The sequence below is a fragment of the Solwaraspora sp. WMMD406 genome (genome assembly GCF_029626025.1).
GTDB lineage: Bacteria > Actinomycetota > Actinomycetes > Mycobacteriales > Micromonosporaceae > Micromonospora_E.
In genome coordinates, this window is record NZ_JARUBF010000001.1 from 7,033,729 (window position 1) to 7,053,299 (window position 19,571).

Here is a 19,571-nt window from a genome sequence, read left to right on the forward strand (position 1 = left end):
CACTGGTGAGGTGGGCGACGTCGCGGCGGTGCTGTTGGTGGACCAGGCAGGCGCGATCCTGCTACAGCTCAGGGACGGGCAGGCACCCAGCCATCCGCACACCTGGTGTGTGCCTGGTGGCCACTGCGAGCCCGGCGAGACACCGGAACAGACCGCCTGGCGGGAACTGTGGGAGGAGACCGGGTTACGACCGGAGCGAGGACTGCGGCTGTTCTGCCGGCGTGAGCTGACGCCCGGGCGGACCGGGCACTACTACTACGGTTCCACCCGGGCCCGGCAGCGGGACGTGCTCCTCGGCGAAGGAGCGGCCATGCTGTTCCTGCTGCCGGACCAGATCACCGACGGCCGCCCGCTCGCCCCGGGCTCGGCCAGCCTACTCGCCGAGTTCCTCGCCTCCCCGCAGTATGCCTGGGGCCCGGCCGCCGATCGACGCGAGTCAGCCGAGGGCGGTGGGTATGATCCGGCCCATGATCGGGTCCGGCGGCAGATCCACGAGTACCACCACCGCGCCGGGTAGGTCCTTTCTCAAGTGGGCGGGCGGCAAGACCCGGTACGCGTCGACGATCGTGGCCGCCGCCCCCGACTTCACCGGCGTCTACCGGGAGCCGTTCCTCGGTAGTGGCGCGGTGTTCTTCGAACTGTCGCCCCGCCGGGCGGTGCTCAGCGACGCCAACCCCGAGCTGATCGTCTGCTTCACGATGGTTGCCAAGGATCCGGAGGCGGTGATGCGGCTGCTGGACGAGCAGCCCAACACCCCCGAGCACTTCGCGGCGATGCGCCACCGGTCGCCTGCGGACTGCTCGGACCTGGAGCGCGCGGTACGGGTCATCTATCTGAACAAGACCGCTTTCCGCGGGTTGTGGCGGGTCAACCGCCGGGGGCAGTTCAACACGCCGTACGGCGCCTACGACCGCCCTTACTACAACCGGGCGATCCTGCTGGGCGCCGCGAGCCTGCTGGCCCGGGCCGAACTGCGGGTGGCGGACTTCACCACACAACTCGACGAAGCAGACGCGGGCGACTGGGTGTACCTGGATCCGCCGTACGTGCCGTCGGGTGGGTGGGCGGATTTCAAGCGGTACACCCCGGAGCAGTTCGGCGAGGCCGACCACGTACGGCTGCGGGACGCGATGCGGCGGGCCGCCGGCCGTGGCGTGTGGCTGACGCTGACCAACAGCGACACGCCGTTCGTCCGGGAGTTGTTCGGCGCGGACTTCATGATCACGCCGATGCCGACCCGCCGCGACATCAACCTGCGGGCGGCGAACCGGGGCAGCCGGGACCTGATCGTCACCAACTATCCGCTGCCGCCGTCGGCCCCCGCGACGGCGGCCGCGCCCGCCGGCTGAGGCTGGTCGGTCAGCCGGCGTGGGCCAGGGCCGCCAGTCCCCGGCGGACCGCTTCGGCCAGCGAGGTGGTCGGTCGGCCGATGAGCCGACTCAGGTCACCGCTGTCGGTGGTCAGTTCGCCTCGGGCGATGCCGACGTCGGCGGCGGCGAGGACGGTCGCGAACCCTTCCGGTACGCCGGCCTCGGTCAAGGTCTTGGCGTACGTCTCGGCCGGTAGGTCCTGGTAGGTGACCTGACGGCCGCTCTGCCGGCTGATCTCGGCCGCCAGTTCGGCCAGGGTGAAGGGCTCGTCGGCGCCGAGTTCGTACACCGTGCCGGCCGGGTTCGCGGACGCGGAGTTGGCGGACGCGGAGTTGGCGGACGCGTCGTTGACGAGGACGGCGGCGGCCGCGCTGGCGAAGTCCGCCGGGTGGCGGCGGCGACCCGGCCGGTGCCGGCGGCACCGAGGATGGTTCCGCTGTCCACGGCGGGGCCGAGGGCGGCCTCGGTGTAGTTCTCGACGTACCAGCCGTTGCGCAGCAGGACGAACGGCAGCCCGGATGCCCGGATGAGCCGCTCGGTGGCCAGGTGTTCGACGGCGAGTGGAACGCTGCTGGTGTCCCCTTTGAGGATGCTGGTGTAGGCGAGTAGGCCGACGCCGGCCGCTTGAGCGGCCTCGACCACGTTGCGGTGCTGCTCGATCCGTTGCCCGACCTCGCTGCCGGAGATGAACAGCAGCTTGCTGGTGTCGGCGAGGGCCGAGGTGAGGGTCTGCGGCTGGTCGTAGTCGGCGAACCGGACCTGGATGCCCCGGCTGGCGAGGTCGTCGACCTTCTCCGGTGTTCGGACCGCTGCGACGATCTGCTCTGGTGGCACTCCCCGGTCGAGGAGTTCGGTCAGGACGAGCCGGCCGAGGTGGCCGGAGGCTGCGGTAACGGTGATCATGATGACTCCCTGGTCGACGTACTGCTTCACCTGCCCCCTGAACGATTGCACTAACTTTTGGAAGGTGCCATCAGACGGTGAGTACGGTCAGCAGGTAGGTGCCAGCGGACGGTTACGCTGGAGGAATGGTTCGCCGGTCCAGCACGAGCGACGCCCCGTTCACCGATCCACACACGCCCGACCCACGCTCGCCCGACCCCACGGACGAGTTGATCGCCGACGTGTTCGCCCGAGGATGCCCGTCCAGAACCACCCTGGACCACGTATCGGGCAAATGGGGCATACTCGCACTTAGTGCGCTGCTCGCTGGTAGCTACCGCTTCAACGCGCTTCGTCGACGGGTCGACGGCATCAGCGAAAAGATGTTGGCCCAGACGCTACAGGCGCTGGAGCGGGACGGCCTGGTCCTCCGGGATGTGCAGGCGACCATCCCACCCCGGGTCGAATACAGTCTCACGCCGCTCGGCCAGCGGATCGCCGGCAAGCTGACCGAACTCATCGAACTGGTGGAAGCGGAGATGCCGACGGTGCTGGCCGCACGGGCCCGATTCGACCAGCCTGCCTGATCCGCACCGACCGACCGGCGCGGACATCTTCCCGCGCGAGGCCGGCTACTGCAGCAAGAGGCCGGCTACTGCAGCATGCTGGCCACCGGCGACAGCAGGGCCCACCCGATGAAGGCGGTGTGCTTGTCCAACCGGGCCCGCTCCCGCTCCATGGTTTCCGGGTCGTGCCGAGTCGGCCACATCCGCGCCGCGTCGCGCCAAGCGATGTCGCGGGTGAACTCGACCAACCGGTTCTGGTACCAATCGTCGATCTTGCCGTTCAACCGATCGATGCAGATCTGCCACGTGCTCAGGTAGCTACGGCGCAGGTCCGGGATCCGGTCGAAGAAGATCTCGTTGATGTACAGGTAGTCCCGGTGCTGCTCGTCGTTGTCCGGTCCCGACCCGAGTTTGTGCCAGGTGCTGAGCAGGGCGAACGGCAGGTCGTAGTTGATGTGTGCGTTGACCCCGGCCGCGGCGGACGGCAACGATCGGATGCTCTCGTCCCGCAACCGGCTGAACAGCACCTGCCAGGCCATCGGCGTGTCGGTCCGGTTGCCCCAACACCGCAGAGCGGCGAAGTAGCGCTCGGCGAACTCGATGTCGAGCAGAGTCAGGAAATCCGGGTCAGCGAACGCCCCCTCGTCCAGCCGGTCCCGGATCGTCTTGGTGATCACCCAGTAGAGGTGGTTGAAGTCGGCCACCGGGTTCTCGCTGTCGTCCGGAGTGGCCGCCTCCAGCAGGACCTGCAGCTGGGCAAGGTCCTCGACGACACCGGCGACGTCGGTCGGTCGATGGGTGAGGATCTCGAGGATGTCGTCGTGTACGTGGCCCCAGCGAAGTTCGGGCATCGAACACCTCCGGTCTGCAGTGGCCCTGGGCCCTCGGGCGGGCCACCCGGCGAGACAGGACACTACCGGCGCGGCCGGTCCCAGGGTGCCAGGCCGACGCCAGCCCGAGGTATCGGCGCAATGACGCATGTGGACTGGCCAAACCCGGCAGGCCCGGTGTTCGCTTCTCCGGGCGGCGCCGTCGTCCGGTTGGCCCGGGTTGGCCGGACGGCGACGCGAGCGACCCGGACTGGCAGGTTACCAGTCAGATTTCCGCCACTACGGCGACAATCGCCACCGCTATCCACGAGGCTGATTACGCATGTACACCCGGGTCGCTTCGACTCGGGTCTTGACCTGCAGCTTGTTGAGGATGTTCGAGACGTGCACGCCGACCGTACGCTCGCTGATGAACAACGCCTCGGCGGTCGCCCGGTTGGTCCGTCCCTCGGCAACCAGTTCCAGCACCTGACGTTCGCGGTCGGTGAGCACCGCCAACTCGTCGGCCGCGCCGCTGGACAACGCCCGACTGGTCCGCTCGGTCATCGCGGACCGCCCGACCCGTTCGTTACCCAACGCCCGCGCGACCCGCTCGCCGACGGTCGAGCCGGCGGTCGAGCCGGCGGTCGAGCCGGCGGTCGAGCCGGCGGCCGGCCGGCTGGTCAGCCCGGTCCGTAGCGTCACCGGCTCCTGGCTGTCCACCTCGGGCATCGGTTCCGGATCACCGGCCGACAAGGTAACCCTGGCACGCGCGGCAAGCGCCTGGATCTCCTCGGTGAACGGGCGCGCGCCGAGCCGACGGGCGGTCCGGAATGCCATCTGCAGCGCCCGAGTCGCTTCGGCGTTGCGGGTACGGACGGCGTACATCGCCTCCGCCTGCCGCAACCGCGCGTACGCCGCCGGGTACGGATGACTGCGCCGTTCCCAGACCTCGGCCGCCCGTGCCCACAGTGCCGGATCCGACCTGCCCTCGATCCGGCTGATCTCCGCCGCGCACAGCTCCCGGTAGCCGATCACCGCGTCGCGCACCGGCGCGGCGGTGTCCGTGGTACTGCTGCGCTCCATCCGCTCGACCACCCCGACGAGCCGCCGTACGGCCTGAGTGTCGGCCGGCTCGCCATTGGACCGTGCCTCGGCTTCGGCCCGCAGCCCGTGCCACACCAGTGGTGCCTGCAACCAGACGTCGTCCGACCGGCTCTCCGCCAGCTCGATCCCCTGCTGCACCGCCTCCCGCGCCTCCGGATACCGGCGACGCCACATCGCCAGCCCGGCGCGCAGCGTCAACAACGGCAGCATGTGCCGGACCCCGCCGCCGGCCGCCAACAGCGTCTCGATCGCCTCCAGGTCGGCTTCCGCGCCGTCGAGATGGCCGAATCCGACGTGGATCCGGCACCGCGCCAGCAGCAGTTCGACCGCGTCGGCCCCGGACGGCCGGTGCCGCAACGCGGCGGTGATCACTTCTTCGGCCTCGGCCCACCGGCCGAGCCGGAACAACCCGTTGGCCGCGACCGACAACAACCGGGTGCCGTACGTCCGGGCCAGACCGACCCGTTCGGCCCGCTCGGCACCCTGACGGGCGACCGCGACACCGTCCTCCAATTCGTTGAGCGGTCCGCTGAGCAGCTCGGCCAGATGCAGGTCGGCGACAGCCACGTCCGCCGGGCCGCCCGCCGACTCCGCGGTGCACCGGGCCTGCCGTACCGCGTGTTTGCCGGCCTCGGGATCGTTGAGATAGGCCTGGCTGTAGCCGAGCGTGACCCCGGCGAGCACCATCGCCGATGCGGCGTCCGGCACTCCGGCGGCCAACTCCAACGCCTCCCGGGCCCGCCGGCCGGCCTCGCCGTACCGGCACAGTTGCAGCAGCAGGTCGGCGGAGTGGGCGGCGGCAGCCACCCGCTCGCTCGGCGACACGTCCCGCGCGGCCAGGGTACGGTCGTACTCGCGTTCGGCCTCGGCGAGACGACCGACCGCGGTCAGGTAGCGGGCCCGCAACGTGTAGAGCCACGACGGCGGCGGACCGAACAGGTTGGTGGCCAACTGCTCCAACAGGGCCAACGCCCGTTCGTGCTCGCCGCTGCGGTGCGCCGCCTCGGCGGCCCGACGCCCCAGCGTTGTCGCGTCGAACTCCACCAGCCAGGCCGGCGGGACATGATTGGCCAGATCGACCGCGCTGGCCCAGTGCTCGAACGCCTCGGCGAAACCGTACAACCGCTCGGCCTCCTCGGCCGCCGCGACCACCGCCGGCAGCGCCCGGGTCGTCTCGCCGGCTTCCCGCCAGTGGTGCGCCAACCGAGCGTGCTGCAGGTCACCGGAGGGGCCGGCGGCCAGCGCCTCGGCGTAGCGCCGGTGTAGCCGCACCCGCTCCCCCGGCAGCAACCGGGGCTCCAGCACCTCCCGGATCAAGGGGTAGCGGAAGCGGTAGCCGTCCGTCTCGGACAGCAGCACCCGCTGCCCGACCGCGTCCCGTACCGCCGTCAACAGTCGATCCTCGGCGAGCTCGACCACGCTCGCCAGCAGCTCGTGGGCCACCGGCTCGACGCCGGCCGCCACCGCGTGCGACACGAGCTGGGCGTCGGCCGGTAGGGCGTCGATGTGCGACAGCGCGATCTCCCGCAGCGTCTCGGACAGACCGACCCGGCCGTCGCGGGCGTCGCGGGCCAGCTCCTCGACCACGAACGGCACCCCGCCGCTGCGCCGCCACACCGAATCGGCCACGTCGGCGTCCACCTGGTCACCGGCGATCTCGTCGACCAGCCGCGCCGTTTCCGCCCGGTCCAACGGCGCCAGTTCCAACACGTGTACGGCGCCCGATCGCGACCGTGACCGGCGTAGCTCCAACAGCATCCGCCGGATCGGATCGTCACCCTGCAACGTCTCGGTGCGCGCCGCGCCGAGCAGCAGCAACCGTACGTCGCTCAGCCCCGCCAGCAGGTAGAGCAGCAGGTGGCGGGTGGTCAGGTCGGCCCATTGCAGATCGTCGACGACCAGGACCAGGGTCCGGCCGTCGGCCACCGCGCCCAGACCACGGGACAGCCGCTCCAGCAGCGCACCGGCGCCGTCCGGGTCCCGGGTGTCGCCATCGAGGACCGCCATCAGGTCGCGCACCGCCGCGGTGGACAGCGCGCCCCGGCGCCCGGGATCAGGCTGATAGCGCCGTAATGCCTGCCGCAACGGATGCAACGGGGACGCGTCCCCGATGTCCAGACATGCACCAGTGAGCACCAGGGCGCCGGCGGTACGCAGCCGATCGCTGGCGGCGGTCAGCAGCCTCGTCTTGCCGATGCCGCTCTCGCCCATGACGAAGACAGCGGCGGTGTCTCCCCGCTCGACCCGGCGGAGCGACTCGTGCAGGATCCGCAGCTGCTCCTGACGCCCGACGAAGGGGACCTCGTCGGAGCTCCAGGCGAGCGAGCCGCCATCGCGTGACTGTGTCAATCCGATCACCGACATAAAGGGTGTGAGTATCTGACATACGTCGTTCTACAGATCCTAGGCCGATCCCCCGCTGGGACCGTTTCAGCCATCCGTTCCATACGTCGGTCCGCTTGGTCCGGACCAGATCCACCCCGGAGCGGAACAAGGCACCGCCCCAGCGCAGGAGGCGATCATGCAGACGCTCCGCCGCAACCACTACCGCCGCCGTACCGCACCCACCGCCTCGACGACCCGCGCCAGCGGCTACCGCTGTTCGGCGAGTGCCCCACTGACCTGCCCCAACTGCCGTGCACCCAGGAGGTCCACACACCGTTACTGTGCCGGCTGCGGGGTACGCCTGGCACCGCCGACCGGGTGGACCGACCCGTCTCCCCGGACGGAACGACGTACCGTGAGCGTGCTTTTCGTCGACATGGTCGGTTTTACCGAGTTGTCCAGCCGGCTCACCCCCGAAGAGGTACGCCAGGTGCAGCTGGCCTACTTCCAGGCCGTCCGCGCGGTGATCCGCGACTGGCACGGTGTCGTCGAGAAGTACGTAGGAGACGCGGTGATGGCCGTCTTCGACCGTGCCGGGCCGACGGTGCGGGGCTCGGCGAACAACGCCTCGGGCCTGACAGACCACATCTCGTGTCTGACGGACCGCGCCCCGGACCTGACGGACCACTACACGTCGGGATCCACGGGTGCGGATCTTGACCGATCGGGCGGAAGCGCCTACCGCGCGGTCCGCGCGGCGATGGAACTCGCCCCGGCCGTACGGCGGATTGATTTCCCCCCCGGGGTACGGGTGCGCATCCGGGTCGGCGTCGCCACCGGAACGGCCGCGGTCGACGTCACTGGTCCGACCGACGGCGGAGTCGGATTCCTCACCGGTGACGTGATCAACGTGGCGGCACGGCTGCAGGCCCGGACCGCCCCCGGGACGGTCGCCGTCACCGTGGACACCTACCAGGCCACCCGTGGCCGGATCAGCTATCGGGAACTGCCGCACCTGCAGATCGCCGGCCGGACGGAGGCGGTACGGGTGTGGCAACCGGTGCGTGGGGTGCCGGGCGGCGGCACCCCACGCGCGGAACAGCTGGTGTCAGACTCCGGTGACCGACGCGATCCAGCTCCGGCTGGCCGCGACCGACGCGTAGTTCTGGTACGTGGACCCGTTGCCGGTCGAGCAGACGCCGACCTGCCGTCCGTTGTAGAACTGCGGGCCGCCGGAGTCGCCCCGCCAGGCGACACCGTTCACACCCGTGCTCCGGATCGCCGGGCCACCGTACGCGTCGGTGGCGCTGTTCGTCGTCGTGCGGACCGAGGCCGTCTTCAGCTGGGGAGAGGCGTCGCAGGTGCTGCAGGTCCGGCCCCAACCGTAGATGCTGTTCGTCGAACCGACCGGCGGGTTGCTGGTGGCCAGCGTCACGTACGAGGTGGAGATCGAGCTGCTCAGATACAACAGTCCGAGGTCGTAGCGACCGTAGGTGGCGCTCACTGCGCTGGTCGCACCGCCGGACGACCGGTAGACGCTGCCGACCCGTACCGACATCGTGCCACCCAGACAGTGCCGAGCGGTCAGCACCCAGCGGGACGCGATGATCGAGCCAGAGCAAGCGAACGAGCCGTTCTGGAACACGGCCGCCGCCCACGGCGCGGACGAGACGGTGCCGCCGCCGATGATCTGCTGCGGCGCCGCGGCCGCTGTAGATGGCGCCAGGAACGCGCCGACGAGAGCGGTGGCGGCGATCGCCAAGGTAAGACGGATACGCAAGACGGGCTCCTTACCGAAGGGGTCCACCCGGGGTTCCGGGTCGGCTGGGCCGGTGTCCCGCGACAGGTTCCACCGCAGGACACACCGTGTCTGGCAACGCCGGGTACGGCGCTGCTCACCGCGCTGCGGAATTGCACCACGGTGAGGCCAGAGATTAGGCCTACGACGTTTCCGCGACAAGTCCTTGGCGTGATGTTTTCTGATAGCGTGCGACAATCTAATAATGACGACTGATAATATGATTCAAATCGTATGCATTATTGTCGGTCGATCACGTCGAGGCATCCGACCGACCGTCCCACTGGGACCCGATCCGGTCGGACTGGGACCCGACCCGGGTCGGCGCGGCGACCACCCGGAGCCGACGTTCCGGCGTATTTGACTGGGTACGGCGTAAAACGACTGTCGCGCTCTGGAACCATCGGATTCCGGACGGAAGGGGTGCCGTCGCCCGGTCGGCCACCCTCCTGCCACACCAGCTGTGATGCGCCGCACCGTCGACCAGAGCTGGGAATGTCCGACGGCGACCTTAGATTGGTCCTGACACCCGCGCCGCGACCGTGGCGCCCGACGGACCTTCGAGATCCACCCGACTCGGGATCCGGCCGACACTCGCACTGCCGCGCAGCCGCGCGCCCTCGCGGAAGAAGCACTATGACCACGCTCGCCCGACGGCCCGACGAGTCGGCGACAGCCGACGCCGGGACCGAGACCGCGATCTCCGGGGAACAGCTCGGCCGTTGGCAACGGATCCGACTGATCCTGGTACTCGGCACCCTGATCGCCATCGGCCCGTTGACCATCGACATGTATCTGCCTGCGCTTCCCGCCATCAGTGACGACCTGCGGACCACCGCCGCCGGAGTGCAGCTGACCCTCACCGGCACCCTCGCCGGACTGGCGATCGGTCAGCTGATCATCGGTCCGTTGTCCGACGTCTTGGGACGGCGGCGACCGCTGCTGCTCGGTATGGCGCTGCACGTACTCGCCTCGGTGTTCTGTGTCGTCGCGCCGGACGTCGCCGTGCTCGGCACCCTCAGGGTCGTTCAAGGGCTCGGTGCCGCCGCAGCCGCCGTGATCGCCATGGCCGTGGTCCGCGACCTGTTCAGCGGGCTGGCGTTCGCCCGCGTCTTGTCGCGACTACTACTGGTGATGGGGGTGGCACCGGTCCTCGCCCCGACCCTCGGCAGCGCGCTGCTCAACTGGACGCAGTGGCGCGGCGTGTTCGTCGCGCTGGCGGTACTCGGGCTCGGACTGATCGCCATCACCGCCTTCGGGCTGCCTGAGACCCTGCCGCCACGTCGTCGCCGGGCAGCCCGCATCGGCGACACCCTCCGGGTCTACGGCTCGCTGCTGGCGGATCGGACCTTCATCGGACTGGTGCTGGTCGCCGGGTTCGCCATGGCAGCGCTCTTCGCGTACGTCGCCGGTTCGTCCTTCGTTCTACAGGACCAGTACGGCCTCGACGAGCAGGAGTTCGGCATCGCCTTCGGGGCCGGTGCGGCCGGCATGATCACCGCCACCCAGCTCAACGTACGACTGCTGCGCCGCTACTCTCCGCAACAGATCCTGCTGGGCTCGCTGGTCGCTGGTACGGCCGCAGGGACGCTGCTACTCGGCTTCGCGGCCACCAACGTCGGCGGCCTGGCCGGCGTACTGATCCCGCTGTGGGCGGTCCTCGCGGCGTCCGGGTTCGCACTGCCCAACGCGCCGGCACTAGCGCTGGCCGGACACGGAGAGGCGGCCGGAACAGCCTCCGCGCTCCTCGGAGCGGTGCAGTTCGGGGTGGGCGCGGTCGCCGCGCCGGTCGTCGGGCTGCTCGGCACCGGCAGTACCGCGATGGCGTCGGTCATCACCGGCGGCATGCTCTGCTCGCTCTTCATCCTTCTGGTCGTGGTCCGGCCAGGCCGGCTGCCGGCGCCAGAGCCGGATGTCGTACCCGTCAACGTGCACTGAGCCGAAGCCCTTGGCCTGCCCTCCGGGCTGGGAGGAGATCACTGGCCGACCGGCGCCGTAAGGCCAGGCCGCCGAGCCGGGCCGGGTGCTTTGCCGCGACGCCGGCCGGCCCTGTATCCTCGGTCGGCGGTGGTCTACAAGACCGCCGGGGAGACTTCGCCTAGTCTGGTCTATGGCGCCGCACTGCTAATGCGGTTGGGGTCTTAAAGCCCCTCCCGGGTTCGAATCCCGGAGTCTCCGCGGTCCGGCAAGGTGTGTATGCTTGCCAGGCACCTGCGCCCGTAGCTCAACGGATAGAGCATCTGACTACGGATCAGAAGGTTAGGGGTTCGAGTCCCTTCGGGCGCGCGAGATCAACAGGGGTCTGACCTGCCAAAACGGCAGCCAGGCCCCTTCGCATATCCATCCCTTGTGGTCGGTTGGGTGCTCGGTGGGTGCTCGTACGACGAACATCCCTCACGTCCCGGCCCGTCCAGCGGTGACCCGTCCTGTCCCGATGCGTTTTGATCATGGTTGCCCACGTCGGGCCGAAAGTCCAGATAGTGGGACAGCGTTGCTGAAGGGTAAAGCTGGCGGTCCTTCTTGGGAGCCTCGCCGGGCTGCTGTGGAGGTCCGATTCAGCCGGAATCACGTGGTCATTCCAGTCCGCCGTTGACACCACGTGCGTGGGGAGGACGTGTGCAGCCGCTTGGCGAACCGGTCCGCCGGCGGAACACCCCCACGTGCGTGGGGAGGACCGTCCACTGGGGGCGCTGGCGAAACCTGCGGCCGGAACACCCCACGTGCGTGGGGAGGACCGGGACCTGTCCCTCCTGGTCGACGCCAAGAGCGGAACACCCCCACCTGCGTGGGGAGGACCAACGGTTCGTCTCGCCATTCCCTTTTCCTGCCGGAACACCCCCACGTGCGTGGGGAGGACCCGTCATCCTCGCGCCTCCGTCGTCTCTGTCGCGGAACACCCCCACGTGCGTGGGGAGGACGCCGCGCCGCCCGCTTTGATCTTGTCCCAGCACGGAACACCCCCACGTGCGTGGGGAGGACCACAGAAGACGAAAGTTGTTCGCCCTGTCCGACGGAACACCCCCACGTGCGTGGGGAGGACGCGATCATCTCGTCGCCGGGAATAATTCCAGCGGAACACCCCCACGTGCGTGGGGAGGACCGCCCATGGGACGACGGCGAACACGCACCCCACGGAACACCCCCACGTGCGTGGGGAGGACTAACAGGCCGGGAGAGACCCTATGCCGAACACCGGAACACCCCCACGTGCGTGGGGAGGATGTGGACGGCTTGACGCCGCCCTGACTGGCCGGCGGAACACCCCCACGTGCGTGGGGAGGACCCCACACCGCGACCACCTGAAGTGTTGCAACACGGAACACCCCCACGTGCGTGGGGAGGACTCGGCGACCGCCGCCCGGTGCTCGAGGATCTCCGGAACACCCCCACGTGCGTGGGGAGGACAGCTGCGGATCGGTCGGCGCGGGCTTGCCCGTCGGAACACCCCCACGTGCGTGGGGAGGACCGAAGAAGGCTCGCGACGGCTGGCCGAAGGTCCGGAACACCCCCACGTGCGTGGGGAGGACGCTCCCAGAGGCTCTATCGAGCACCAGCTCTTACGGAACACCCCCACGTGCGTGGGGAGGACATCGCCGCCACCGCCCGGTCGACCGCCTGCTGCGGAACACCCCACGTGCGTGGGGAGGACTACGACGTGCTCATGTGAAGATGAGCGAGTACCGGAACACCCCCACGTGCGTGGGGAGGACGTCGGAGTGTTCGGACCAGGCCCGGGCGAACTCGGAACACCCCCACGTGCGTGGGGAGGACTTCGCACCCAGCGGCACCGATCTGCCGCTGACCGGAACACCCCCACGTGCGTGGGGAGGACGATGCCGGTCTCACGCGAGATCTGGTTGCGGCCGGAACACCCCCACGTGCGTGGGGAGGACGCGGACCCGCCGATGATGAAGACGTTCCCATCCGGAACACCCCCACGTGCGTGGGGAGGACTCGTCCGCCGCGCACCAGGCCGCATTGAGAGACGGAACACCCCCACGTGCGTGGGGAGGACCTGACGTGGCGGTCTCCCGTGTGGCCCTGCAGCGGAACACCCCCACGTGCGTGGGGAGGACCGCTCGGTCTCGGCGATCTCCTTGTCGAGCTTCGGAACACCCCCACGTGCGTGGGGAGGACGGCACGCAGATCATCCAGGGTGAGGCTGCTGTCGGAACACCCCCACGTGCGTGGGGAGGACGACTTGGCGCGCGCCGAGCAGGCCGTGTTCGACGGAACACCCCCACGTGCGTGGGGAGGACGACAACCCGAGAGAGAAGGGAGGAGTCTTCAACGGAACACCCCCACGTGCGTGGGGAGGACGATGGTCCTGCCTGCCCCATAGTTCGTCTTGCCGGAACACCCCCACGTGCGTGGGGAGGACCCATGCCTGCAGCCGGTCCAGGTCCAGGGCGGCGGAACACCCCCACGTGCGTGGGGAGGACGCGGCTGCCACCGGTTGACCTGGTACGACCGCCGGAACACCCCCACGTGCGTGGGGAGGACAGGTCAACGGTCAGGCCGAGCTTCGCCGCTTTCGGAACACCCCCACGTGCGTGGGGAGGACCCTTCGCGACCTGGGGTTCTACCAGTCGTCCGGCCAGCTTTCGTCAGCGGTGGTGTCGAGGTTCTGTGGTTCGAGGGGGGTCATGGCGACGAGGGTGAGTCCGTCGAAATCGATTGGGCGGCGTCGGCGTTCGCCTGCGGTGCGCAGGGTGAAGCCTTGTTCGGTGTTGTCGGGGTGGATGAGGACGGCTGCGCCATCGCCGACGACGGCGCTCGCTGCTTTCCACAGTTCGTCGCGGACTTTTGCTGACAGGGTGCCGACGAACATGCCGGGGGTGACTTCCATCATCCAGCGGCTGAGGGCGCCTCGGAGGTGGTCGGGTACGGCGGTGGTGGCGAGGACGACCATTGACGCCATGGTTCAGTCCCAGGGGTCGGTGCCGTAGTTGACTCCGGAGGGCATGGAGCCGGTGTCGGGGTCCCAGAGGGAGGTGATCTCGGCTGCGGGTTGCCGTTGTGCGACGGCGTTGTCTGGGTCAAGGAGCTGCTGGATGTCGGTAACGATGGTCGGCATCAGTTTCAGCAGGCGGAACTGGTCGCGGAGTTTGCGTCGGACGTCGCGTTCGGGTTGGGCTGAGGTGCTCATGGAGAAGGCGAGTGGCACGGTGACCTTCGCCTTGTAGAGGTCGGCGACGTCGTAGACGAAGGCGTGTTGGGTGCCGCTGTGGACGAAGCCAAGTGCTGGTGAGCATCCGAGGGCGAGGACGACGGCGTGGACGACTCCGTATAGGCAGGCGCTGGCGGCGGACAGGGCCAGGTTCACGGGGTCCTGGGTGTCCCAGGCGTCGGGGTCGTAGTTGCGGCGAAATTTTCCGGTGCGGTACTTCTGGGCGAGGAGCCGGTAGAGGGCTTTCATGCGCTGGCCTTCCATGCCGCGCAGTTGTGCCAGGGTGGTGCCGTCGGGGACGGGTTCACCGAATCGGCGTTCGTACATGTGTGTCGCGACTTGTAGTCGTTGGCCGTCGTCGGCCCAGCAGCGGACTTGTTTCTCGAGCCAGGTGGTGGTGAGGGAGGTGGGGGTGATGCCTGCGTAGGAACGGACGACGCCGGAGCCGACACAGACGATGGTGGTGCCGTGTCGGGCGAGTGTGGACATGGCGCGGTGGGTGATGGAGGTGCCGGGGCCGAGGAGGAGACAGCTGATGGCGGCGGTGGGCAGGTAGACGCGTTCGACGCCTTTGGGGGTGTCGACCTGGGCGAGGACTCCGGTGTCGTCCTGGACGATGCGGACGATGTCGGCGTACAGGAAGCTGAGGGAGTCCGCGACCCTGGGGAGCATGGCCAGGGTCGGGGCCGCGAGCCGGCGGCGTGCGGTGGAGGTCATCGCGCGGGAGCCAGGCTGAGTAGTCCGCAGCCGAAGGAGCGACCGCGTCCGATGCCGGACATGACGGCGGCGCGTGCCTGGTCGGGGTCGGAGATGAACGCGTGGCCTTCGAACAGGGTGATGGCGTGGCGGACGGGGATCGTGCGGCCGACCGCGGCGGGTTGTGGTTGGGCGTTGATCAGGCGCAGGGTCAGTCCGTGGGCGTCGGCTTTGCGGTGCCACCACTGTTCGGCGTGTGAGCCGGACAGAGCTACTACTTTGCCGGCGTTGTCGCCTTTCCACGCGCGTTTCGACGCGTTGGCGGCGATCCGGTAGTGCACGGCCATCCCGGTGGTCAGGGCGTCGAGCAGTGGGGAGATGTCGCGGGTCTGGACGGTGCCGTAGCCGTCGGGCAGCCGGCCGGGGTCGGGTGCCATGGTGGTCTGGATCAGCAGTGCCGGGCCGGTGGTGGTGTGGTCGAGCCGGAACAGCACGCCGGCCTGGTGGCGTGGCTGGTCGCCCAGGTTGTCCGGCACTAGTGACATCACCCTGCGGTGAACGGCGGTGACGTCGCGAAGGTCGCGGCGTGCAGCAGGGTGTCGCAGGTCGGGTGAGATCCGGGTCAGCCAGGCGGTCACGTTCCGGCTCCTTGCAGGTATGCGTCGAGAGCGTCCAGATAGTGGGCCCCGGTGCCGGCGCACAGATCGGCCGGCAGGGCGCGGGTGGTGATGTGAACCTGGCGGGTGAGGTATCGGCGCCGGTGGGGGTGCAGGTCCACGGGGACATCGTTGAGGGTCATCCGGCTCGCGGCGCCGTCGCCGCCGGGTGTCTCGGTGACGAAGTCGACCGGCACGGTGGCCTCGTCGTCCGCCGGGCGGCGGCGGTGCAGTGGGAGGTCGTCGAGGCGGTCGGCCGCGTCGCTGATCGGGCCGGTCAGGAGGAAGGGGTGTTCCACCGGGCAGGACCGGCGTCCGAGGTAGGGGGCCCAGACGGGGTTGGTCAGCGCCTCGTGTATGCGGGTGATGAGGGTGTCTGGGCCGGTGACAGCGACGGTGAACACGGCGTCGGCGAGGTAGTAGCGGCGGGAGACGATCGTCGCGGTGCCGGGTTGGCGTCGTTTGCCCTCGGCGGTCGGCACGGTCCGGTCGGTGGGCAGGCCGCCGCCGACGGTGTGGAAGTCGTACATGAGTGTTCCGGGCCGGTCGACGCGGATCGTGAAGTGCGTCGCGGCGAGGTCGTCGATCGGCTCGCCGCGGCGTCGTCCGAGGGCGGCGGCGATGAGGCCGGTCATCGCCGAGCGGGTGGGGACGGTGGCGGTGTCCCGGACGCTGAAGGTGCTGTGGTCGCCCCAGGACTGCATCGGTCCGGCCAGCCGCAGCAGCAGACCGGTCACCGCGTCCTCACATGGTCGACGGCGGCGGTGATCAGGCTGTCGAAGCTTGGGCAGGCGTCGCCGAGGTGTTCCAGCCCCTTGTCGTCGATCGTGGCGTGGCCGTGGAAGATCCGGCCGCGCTCGCCGAGGAGCCGGTGGATCCGATTGGCGTAGTCGGCGAGTCGTTGGCGCGACGCGTCGGCGTAGCCGCTGTCCCACGATGCGCGTACCGGGGTCTCGAAGGCGGCGGCCAGGGATACCGGCCGGTCGGCCCGGACCGTGATGTAGGCCAGGTCGGGGACCGTAAACGGTGCGGTGGAGTTTTTCTTGGCCTGCGGCATGGCGGTGATGAACGCCGACAGGAACGCCGCGGTGAGCTCGATCGCCGTGGCACGGTCGTCGAGGTTGGCGACGAGGTCGTCGAGGTTGACGCTGGCGTACCGGTAGAACGTACCGGCGCTGAACTCGGCGCTGTTCATGTGCCCGCTGCCGGTCTGGTCGGCGTCGGCTTTGAGGTCGTCCACTGCGGTGAAGAAGTCGACCTGCGGGTCGGTGGCGTGGGTGGTGAACGCGTGGGCGACCTGGACAGCGCCGTCGACGTTGGTGCCGGGCAGCTCCGCCAGCATCCGCCCGAACAGGTTGATCACGTCGTTGCGGCGGCCCATCACCTCGCGGACGCCGTCGGCCGGTAGCGGCGCTTCCCCCTTCTTGAGTTTGACCGTCCCCGCCCGTAGACCGGTGAGCCGTTCACGGTGCTCGACACACAGGTCGGCCAGCTCGTCGAAGGCCCGCTCGGGCAGGTAGAACAGCACCTGCGCCTCACCGGTGTCCTTGTCGACCTTGAAACCGTCGACCTTAACCGCGATCGTGGTGAGTGTGGCCATGACCTGCGCCGCCGCGTAGGTTGCCAGCTCGGGCTCCCAGCCCCGATCGGTCAGACGCGTCTGCACGGCCTGCGGCAGGCGCCGGGTGCGCTTGGCCGCGTCGCCCGAGGAGGCCTCCAGCTCTTCCCGGACGGCGCGTTTCCAGCATTGGCTGGACACGCGGGTCCGTTCGGCGTATCCGAACCGCACCGTCTTCGGCGAGCCCAGGTCATCGCGGTTGAGGTTGGCGTACGGAACGGTCTGCAGCAGGTGGATCTCGACGTATCGGGCGGTCATGCTGATTCCTCCAGGTTGGGGTCGCGCCGCGCGGCGCGGCGGTCGGCTTGGTGCAGGACGCGGTAGAACGACTGAAGCCACCGTTTGGCGACCCAGTCACGGCGGTACCGCCACTGGCAGAGATCCTCGAGAAGCTGTGCCCAGTTCACCTCGACCTCGACCGCGCCGATGTAGCGGACGACGCCGGCCAGCTGCTGGTACACGCCCGGATAGCCTTGCCGGACCAGCAGATGCAGCCGCTTCTCGGCGGCGGCCCGGTTCATCGCCCGACGGCCTGTGCCCGGCCGGCACACCGCCCACGCCAGCGACGCCCCCAGATTGGCCCTGGTGGGCGGCCCGCCGTCAGCGCCCGGCCCGTCGGTTTCCTCAGTGACCTCATCGACGTCCTGTCCAGAGGTCTCACTAGCCGTGTCGGTGTCCGCCCGGTCCCGGGTGGCCCCGGCGATCATCGCCGCCACCGCGTAGTAGGCGTACTCGTGCTCTCTGGACACCCCGGCGGGTAGCAGCGGCGCGACGACCGCGTGCATCGTGTGTGCCTGCTCCGGGGGGCGACGCAGACCGCGCCGTAACGCGGCCCGCTGGCCGCGGTCACGGGCGCACCGCTCGGTGACCCTGCTGACGAACCTGTCAGACGGCCGTTGTTCGACATCTGTGGATGTCACGTGGCGGATCCTTTCTTCGCTGGAGTGGACAGCAGCCGGTGCGCCGTCTGAACGGCTCGCACGATCCGGGGTGGACTCGCCTCACCGTCCGCGGCGTAGTCGATGGCCTCGTGCCCGAGGCGGGCGAACGCCCGGCCGCCGTCGGTGAACCGGCCCTCACCGACGTGCTTCCAGAACACCGCCTCCGCGCGCGCCCAGTAGTACGCCTCGCCCGTGCGAGCCCACGGGCCGTCGCGGTCCTTCACGTTGGCCACGTCCCGCCACGCCTGCCGCAACGACGTGCCCACCCGCCGGCCGATCGTCTCCGCCGCCCGGGTCAACACGGCCACCCCGTCAGCCGTGACCGGGTCACGCTCCCGAAGCCACCCCAGGACCGGTGGCGTCACCGCCGTGAACCACTGCCGGTCCTTGGCCTGCCCGTCCTGGTCGAACCCGTACGCCCGTATCCGCCCGTCCAGCCCGAGATCCGCCGCGGTGATCATGATGTCGGGGCGATGAGACGTGATCTCGCTGCTACCGCCCAGCAGGGCATCGACGTCACGCCACAACGCCCGGGAGCCGTCGGCCGGAAGCTGATACCAGCCGCCCTCCTTTTTCTGCCGCCGCACCACATACGGGTCGTCCTGCTCCGGGCCGGGAAGACGCCACGACCAGGTCACGTAGGCGTCCGTCACCGCCTCCCCAGCCCCGTCGGGCACAAGCAGCACCGCGTGCCGTGCCCGACCGGTCAACGCCCCGCACGGCCACGACGCCGACCACGGAACAGCGAGCGGATCCGGCAGCTCATCCCGCTCCCAGGGACACAGATCGGGCTCCTCGTTCTGCCCCGTCCTCCCGGGCGGAACCCCCACGACCAGTGACTCGAACAAGTTCTCGCCGAGCGGGTGGTACGACATGGCACCCCGCAACGGCCCAGCGTTGCTGTTGGCGAACCGTTGACCCGCCACCTCACGACTGCTGCACCGGCCCGACGCGCCGTAATACAACTGCGCGATCAGATACCAGGCAGCCTCCCCCGCCGGCAGCGCCACCGCGTCAGCGTCCGTGTGATGTCCGAACCACACCTGCGTGTTCCCGGCCGGTCGGTCGAACACCAACTTGTTCACACCCGACGACCTCGGACACTCCACGGCCAGCCGAGGATCCTGCAACCACGGCCGGACAGAGTCGAACAGATCGAACCGTCCCCGGTACTTCGCGAAATAGGCGTCCACCTCCTCCGCGACAAACGCCCCCTGATCCAGCACCAGATCCTGACGCCGCCGCCACTGCGCCCCGCCCACAGAGTCCAGCCCGGTCACCCGGGCAGTGATCGCGTACAGGATCCGCCACAGCCCCGACGCCGCCGGCGGCACCGGCAACACCATGTCCTCGAAGCACGCCGCGCGGACAAACAACTCCCGGAGCCCGACCAGCACGGACTCACCGCGGGCCACCACCGGAATCCACGGCCGATCGACCAGATCGAACGATTTCGTCATTGATGTGATCGCTTTCAGTTAGGAAGCGCGTCGAGGTTGCCGAACTCACGTCCCGATGCGAAGCGCCGTGTCGGCTGTTTGACATACAGTCCCTGCGGAATCTCACTGTGGGGGTGCTCCAGTCGTCGGCCGGGCCCTGGTCCAATGGCGATCGACCTCCTCACTTCCGTGAG

General features: G+C 69.3%; 16 protein-coding genes, 2 tRNA genes, 1 pseudogene and 1 CRISPR repeat array. Of the genes and pseudogenes, 7 read left to right on the forward strand and 12 right to left on the reverse strand.

Annotated features, from left to right (window positions below; all coding sequences use genetic code 11):
• Positions 1-10: 10 nt before the first annotated feature.
• Positions 11-517, forward strand: a complete 507-nt coding sequence (locus tag O7632_RS31665; RefSeq protein ID WP_278119683.1) for an NUDIX domain-containing protein — start codon at positions 11-13, stop codon at positions 515-517.
• Entirely contained in the window at positions 468-1,349 is an 882-nt protein-coding gene (locus O7632_RS31670; protein ID WP_278119685.1) for a Dam family site-specific DNA-(adenine-N6)-methyltransferase, read from the forward strand. Before O7632_RS31665 ends, O7632_RS31670 begins: the two co-directional genes overlap by 50 nt.
• A gap of 10 nt (positions 1,350-1,359) precedes the next feature.
• Here the strand turns inward: O7632_RS31670 and O7632_RS32335 are convergent, their stop codons facing one another.
• Together O7632_RS32335 and O7632_RS31675 are read right to left on the reverse strand one after the other, a co-directional pair.
• On the reverse strand, positions 1,360-1,539 hold the full coding sequence (locus tag O7632_RS32335) for a hypothetical protein (protein ID WP_347403616.1): 180 nt from the start codon (positions 1,537-1,539) through the stop codon (positions 1,360-1,362).
• Positions 1,536-2,273, reverse strand: coding sequence for an NAD(P)H-binding protein (locus O7632_RS31675; protein ID WP_347403617.1), 738 nt, complete (start codon positions 2,271-2,273; stop codon positions 1,536-1,538). Before O7632_RS31675 ends, O7632_RS32335 begins: the two co-directional genes overlap by 4 nt.
• A 125-nt stretch (positions 2,274-2,398) precedes the next feature.
• On the opposite strand from O7632_RS31675, the gene O7632_RS31680 reads away from it, so the two are divergent.
• The gene (locus tag O7632_RS31680; RefSeq protein ID WP_278119688.1) at positions 2,399-2,839 is read left to right on the forward strand and encodes a helix-turn-helix domain-containing protein; all 441 of its coding nucleotides are present in this window, start codon (positions 2,399-2,401) and stop codon (positions 2,837-2,839) included.
• Between the two features lie 65 nt (positions 2,840-2,904).
• Here the strand turns inward: O7632_RS31680 and O7632_RS31685 are convergent, their stop codons facing one another.
• Positions 2,905-3,669: a DUF5995 family protein gene (locus O7632_RS31685; RefSeq protein ID WP_278119689.1), complete on the reverse strand. Its 765-nt coding sequence runs from the start codon at positions 3,667-3,669 to the stop codon at positions 2,905-2,907.
• 279 nt (positions 3,670-3,948) lie between these two features.
• Positions 3,949-7,092, reverse strand: a complete 3,144-nt coding sequence (locus O7632_RS31690) for a helix-turn-helix transcriptional regulator (protein ID WP_278119690.1) — start codon at positions 7,090-7,092, stop codon at positions 3,949-3,951.
• 163 nt (positions 7,093-7,255) lie between these two features.
• Between O7632_RS31690 and O7632_RS31695 the strand changes: the two are divergent.
• A pseudogene (locus tag O7632_RS31695) lies at positions 7,256-8,092 on the forward strand (adenylate/guanylate cyclase domain-containing protein); the annotation flags it as partial.
• A 75-nt stretch (positions 8,093-8,167) separates the two neighbouring features.
• Here O7632_RS31695 and O7632_RS31700 read toward each other — a convergent pair.
• Positions 8,168-8,839 carry a DUF1986 domain-containing protein gene (locus O7632_RS31700; RefSeq protein ID WP_278119692.1) on the reverse strand — a complete coding sequence of 224 codons (672 nt, stop codon included), beginning with the start codon at positions 8,837-8,839 and terminating at the stop codon, positions 8,168-8,170.
• 654 nt (positions 8,840-9,493) lie between these two features.
• Between O7632_RS31700 and O7632_RS31705 the strand changes: the two genes are divergently transcribed.
• The 3 genes from O7632_RS31705 (at position 9,494) to O7632_RS31715 (ending at position 11,143) form a co-directional block, all read left to right on the forward strand.
• On the forward strand, positions 9,494-10,795 hold the full coding sequence (locus O7632_RS31705) for a multidrug effflux MFS transporter (RefSeq protein ID WP_278119694.1): 1,302 nt from the start codon (positions 9,494-9,496) through the stop codon (positions 10,793-10,795).
• Positions 10,796-10,944: 149 nt separating this feature from the next.
• Positions 10,945-11,035 (forward strand) — tRNA-Ser (locus O7632_RS31710).
• A 35-nt stretch (positions 11,036-11,070) separates the two neighbouring features.
• A tRNA-Arg gene (locus O7632_RS31715) sits at positions 11,071-11,143 on the forward strand.
• Positions 11,144-11,452: 309 nt separating this feature from the next.
• Positions 11,453-13,421: a CRISPR direct-repeat array (repeat unit 19 nt; unit sequence CCACGTGCGTGGGGAGGAC).
• A gap of 18 nt (positions 13,422-13,439) precedes the next feature.
• Here the strand turns inward: O7632_RS31715 and cas2e are convergent.
• The 7 genes from cas2e to casA are packed head-to-tail and all read right to left on the reverse strand — an operon-like array spanning position 13,440 to position 19,398.
• On the reverse strand, positions 13,440-13,778 hold the full coding sequence (cas2e, locus tag O7632_RS31720) for a type I-E CRISPR-associated endoribonuclease Cas2e (RefSeq protein ID WP_278119695.1): 339 nt from the start codon (positions 13,776-13,778) through the stop codon (positions 13,440-13,442).
• 3 nt (positions 13,779-13,781) lie between these two features.
• On the reverse strand, positions 13,782-14,744 hold the full coding sequence (gene cas1e, locus O7632_RS31725) for a type I-E CRISPR-associated endonuclease Cas1e (protein WP_278119696.1): 963 nt from the start codon (positions 14,742-14,744) through the stop codon (positions 13,782-13,784).
• Complete coding sequence (locus O7632_RS31730; protein ID WP_278119698.1) at positions 14,741-15,361, reverse strand: type I-E CRISPR-associated protein Cas6/Cse3/CasE; 621 nt, start codon at positions 15,359-15,361, stop codon at positions 14,741-14,743. Before O7632_RS31730 ends, cas1e begins: the two co-directional genes overlap by 4 nt.
• On the reverse strand, positions 15,358-16,116 hold the full coding sequence (gene cas5e, locus O7632_RS31735) for a type I-E CRISPR-associated protein Cas5/CasD (RefSeq protein WP_278119700.1): 759 nt from the start codon (positions 16,114-16,116) through the stop codon (positions 15,358-15,360). The genes O7632_RS31730 and cas5e overlap by 4 nt, the downstream gene beginning before the upstream one ends.
• Positions 16,113-17,255, reverse strand: a complete 1,143-nt coding sequence (gene cas7e / locus O7632_RS31740; RefSeq protein WP_278119701.1) for a type I-E CRISPR-associated protein Cas7/Cse4/CasC — start codon at positions 17,253-17,255, stop codon at positions 16,113-16,115. The genes cas5e and cas7e overlap by 4 nt, the downstream gene beginning before the upstream one ends.
• Positions 17,252-17,917 (reverse strand): type I-E CRISPR-associated protein Cse2/CasB, encoded by a 666-nt coding sequence (casB, locus tag O7632_RS31745; RefSeq protein ID WP_278119703.1) that lies wholly within the window; start codon positions 17,915-17,917, stop codon positions 17,252-17,254. The genes cas7e and casB overlap by 4 nt, the downstream gene beginning before the upstream one ends.
• The gene (gene casA, locus O7632_RS31750; RefSeq protein ID WP_278119704.1) at positions 17,914-19,398 is read right to left on the reverse strand and encodes a type I-E CRISPR-associated protein Cse1/CasA; all 1,485 of its coding nucleotides are present in this window, start codon (positions 19,396-19,398) and stop codon (positions 17,914-17,916) included. The genes casB and casA overlap by 4 nt, the downstream gene beginning before the upstream one ends.
• Between the last annotated feature and the right edge of the window lie 173 nt (positions 19,399-19,571).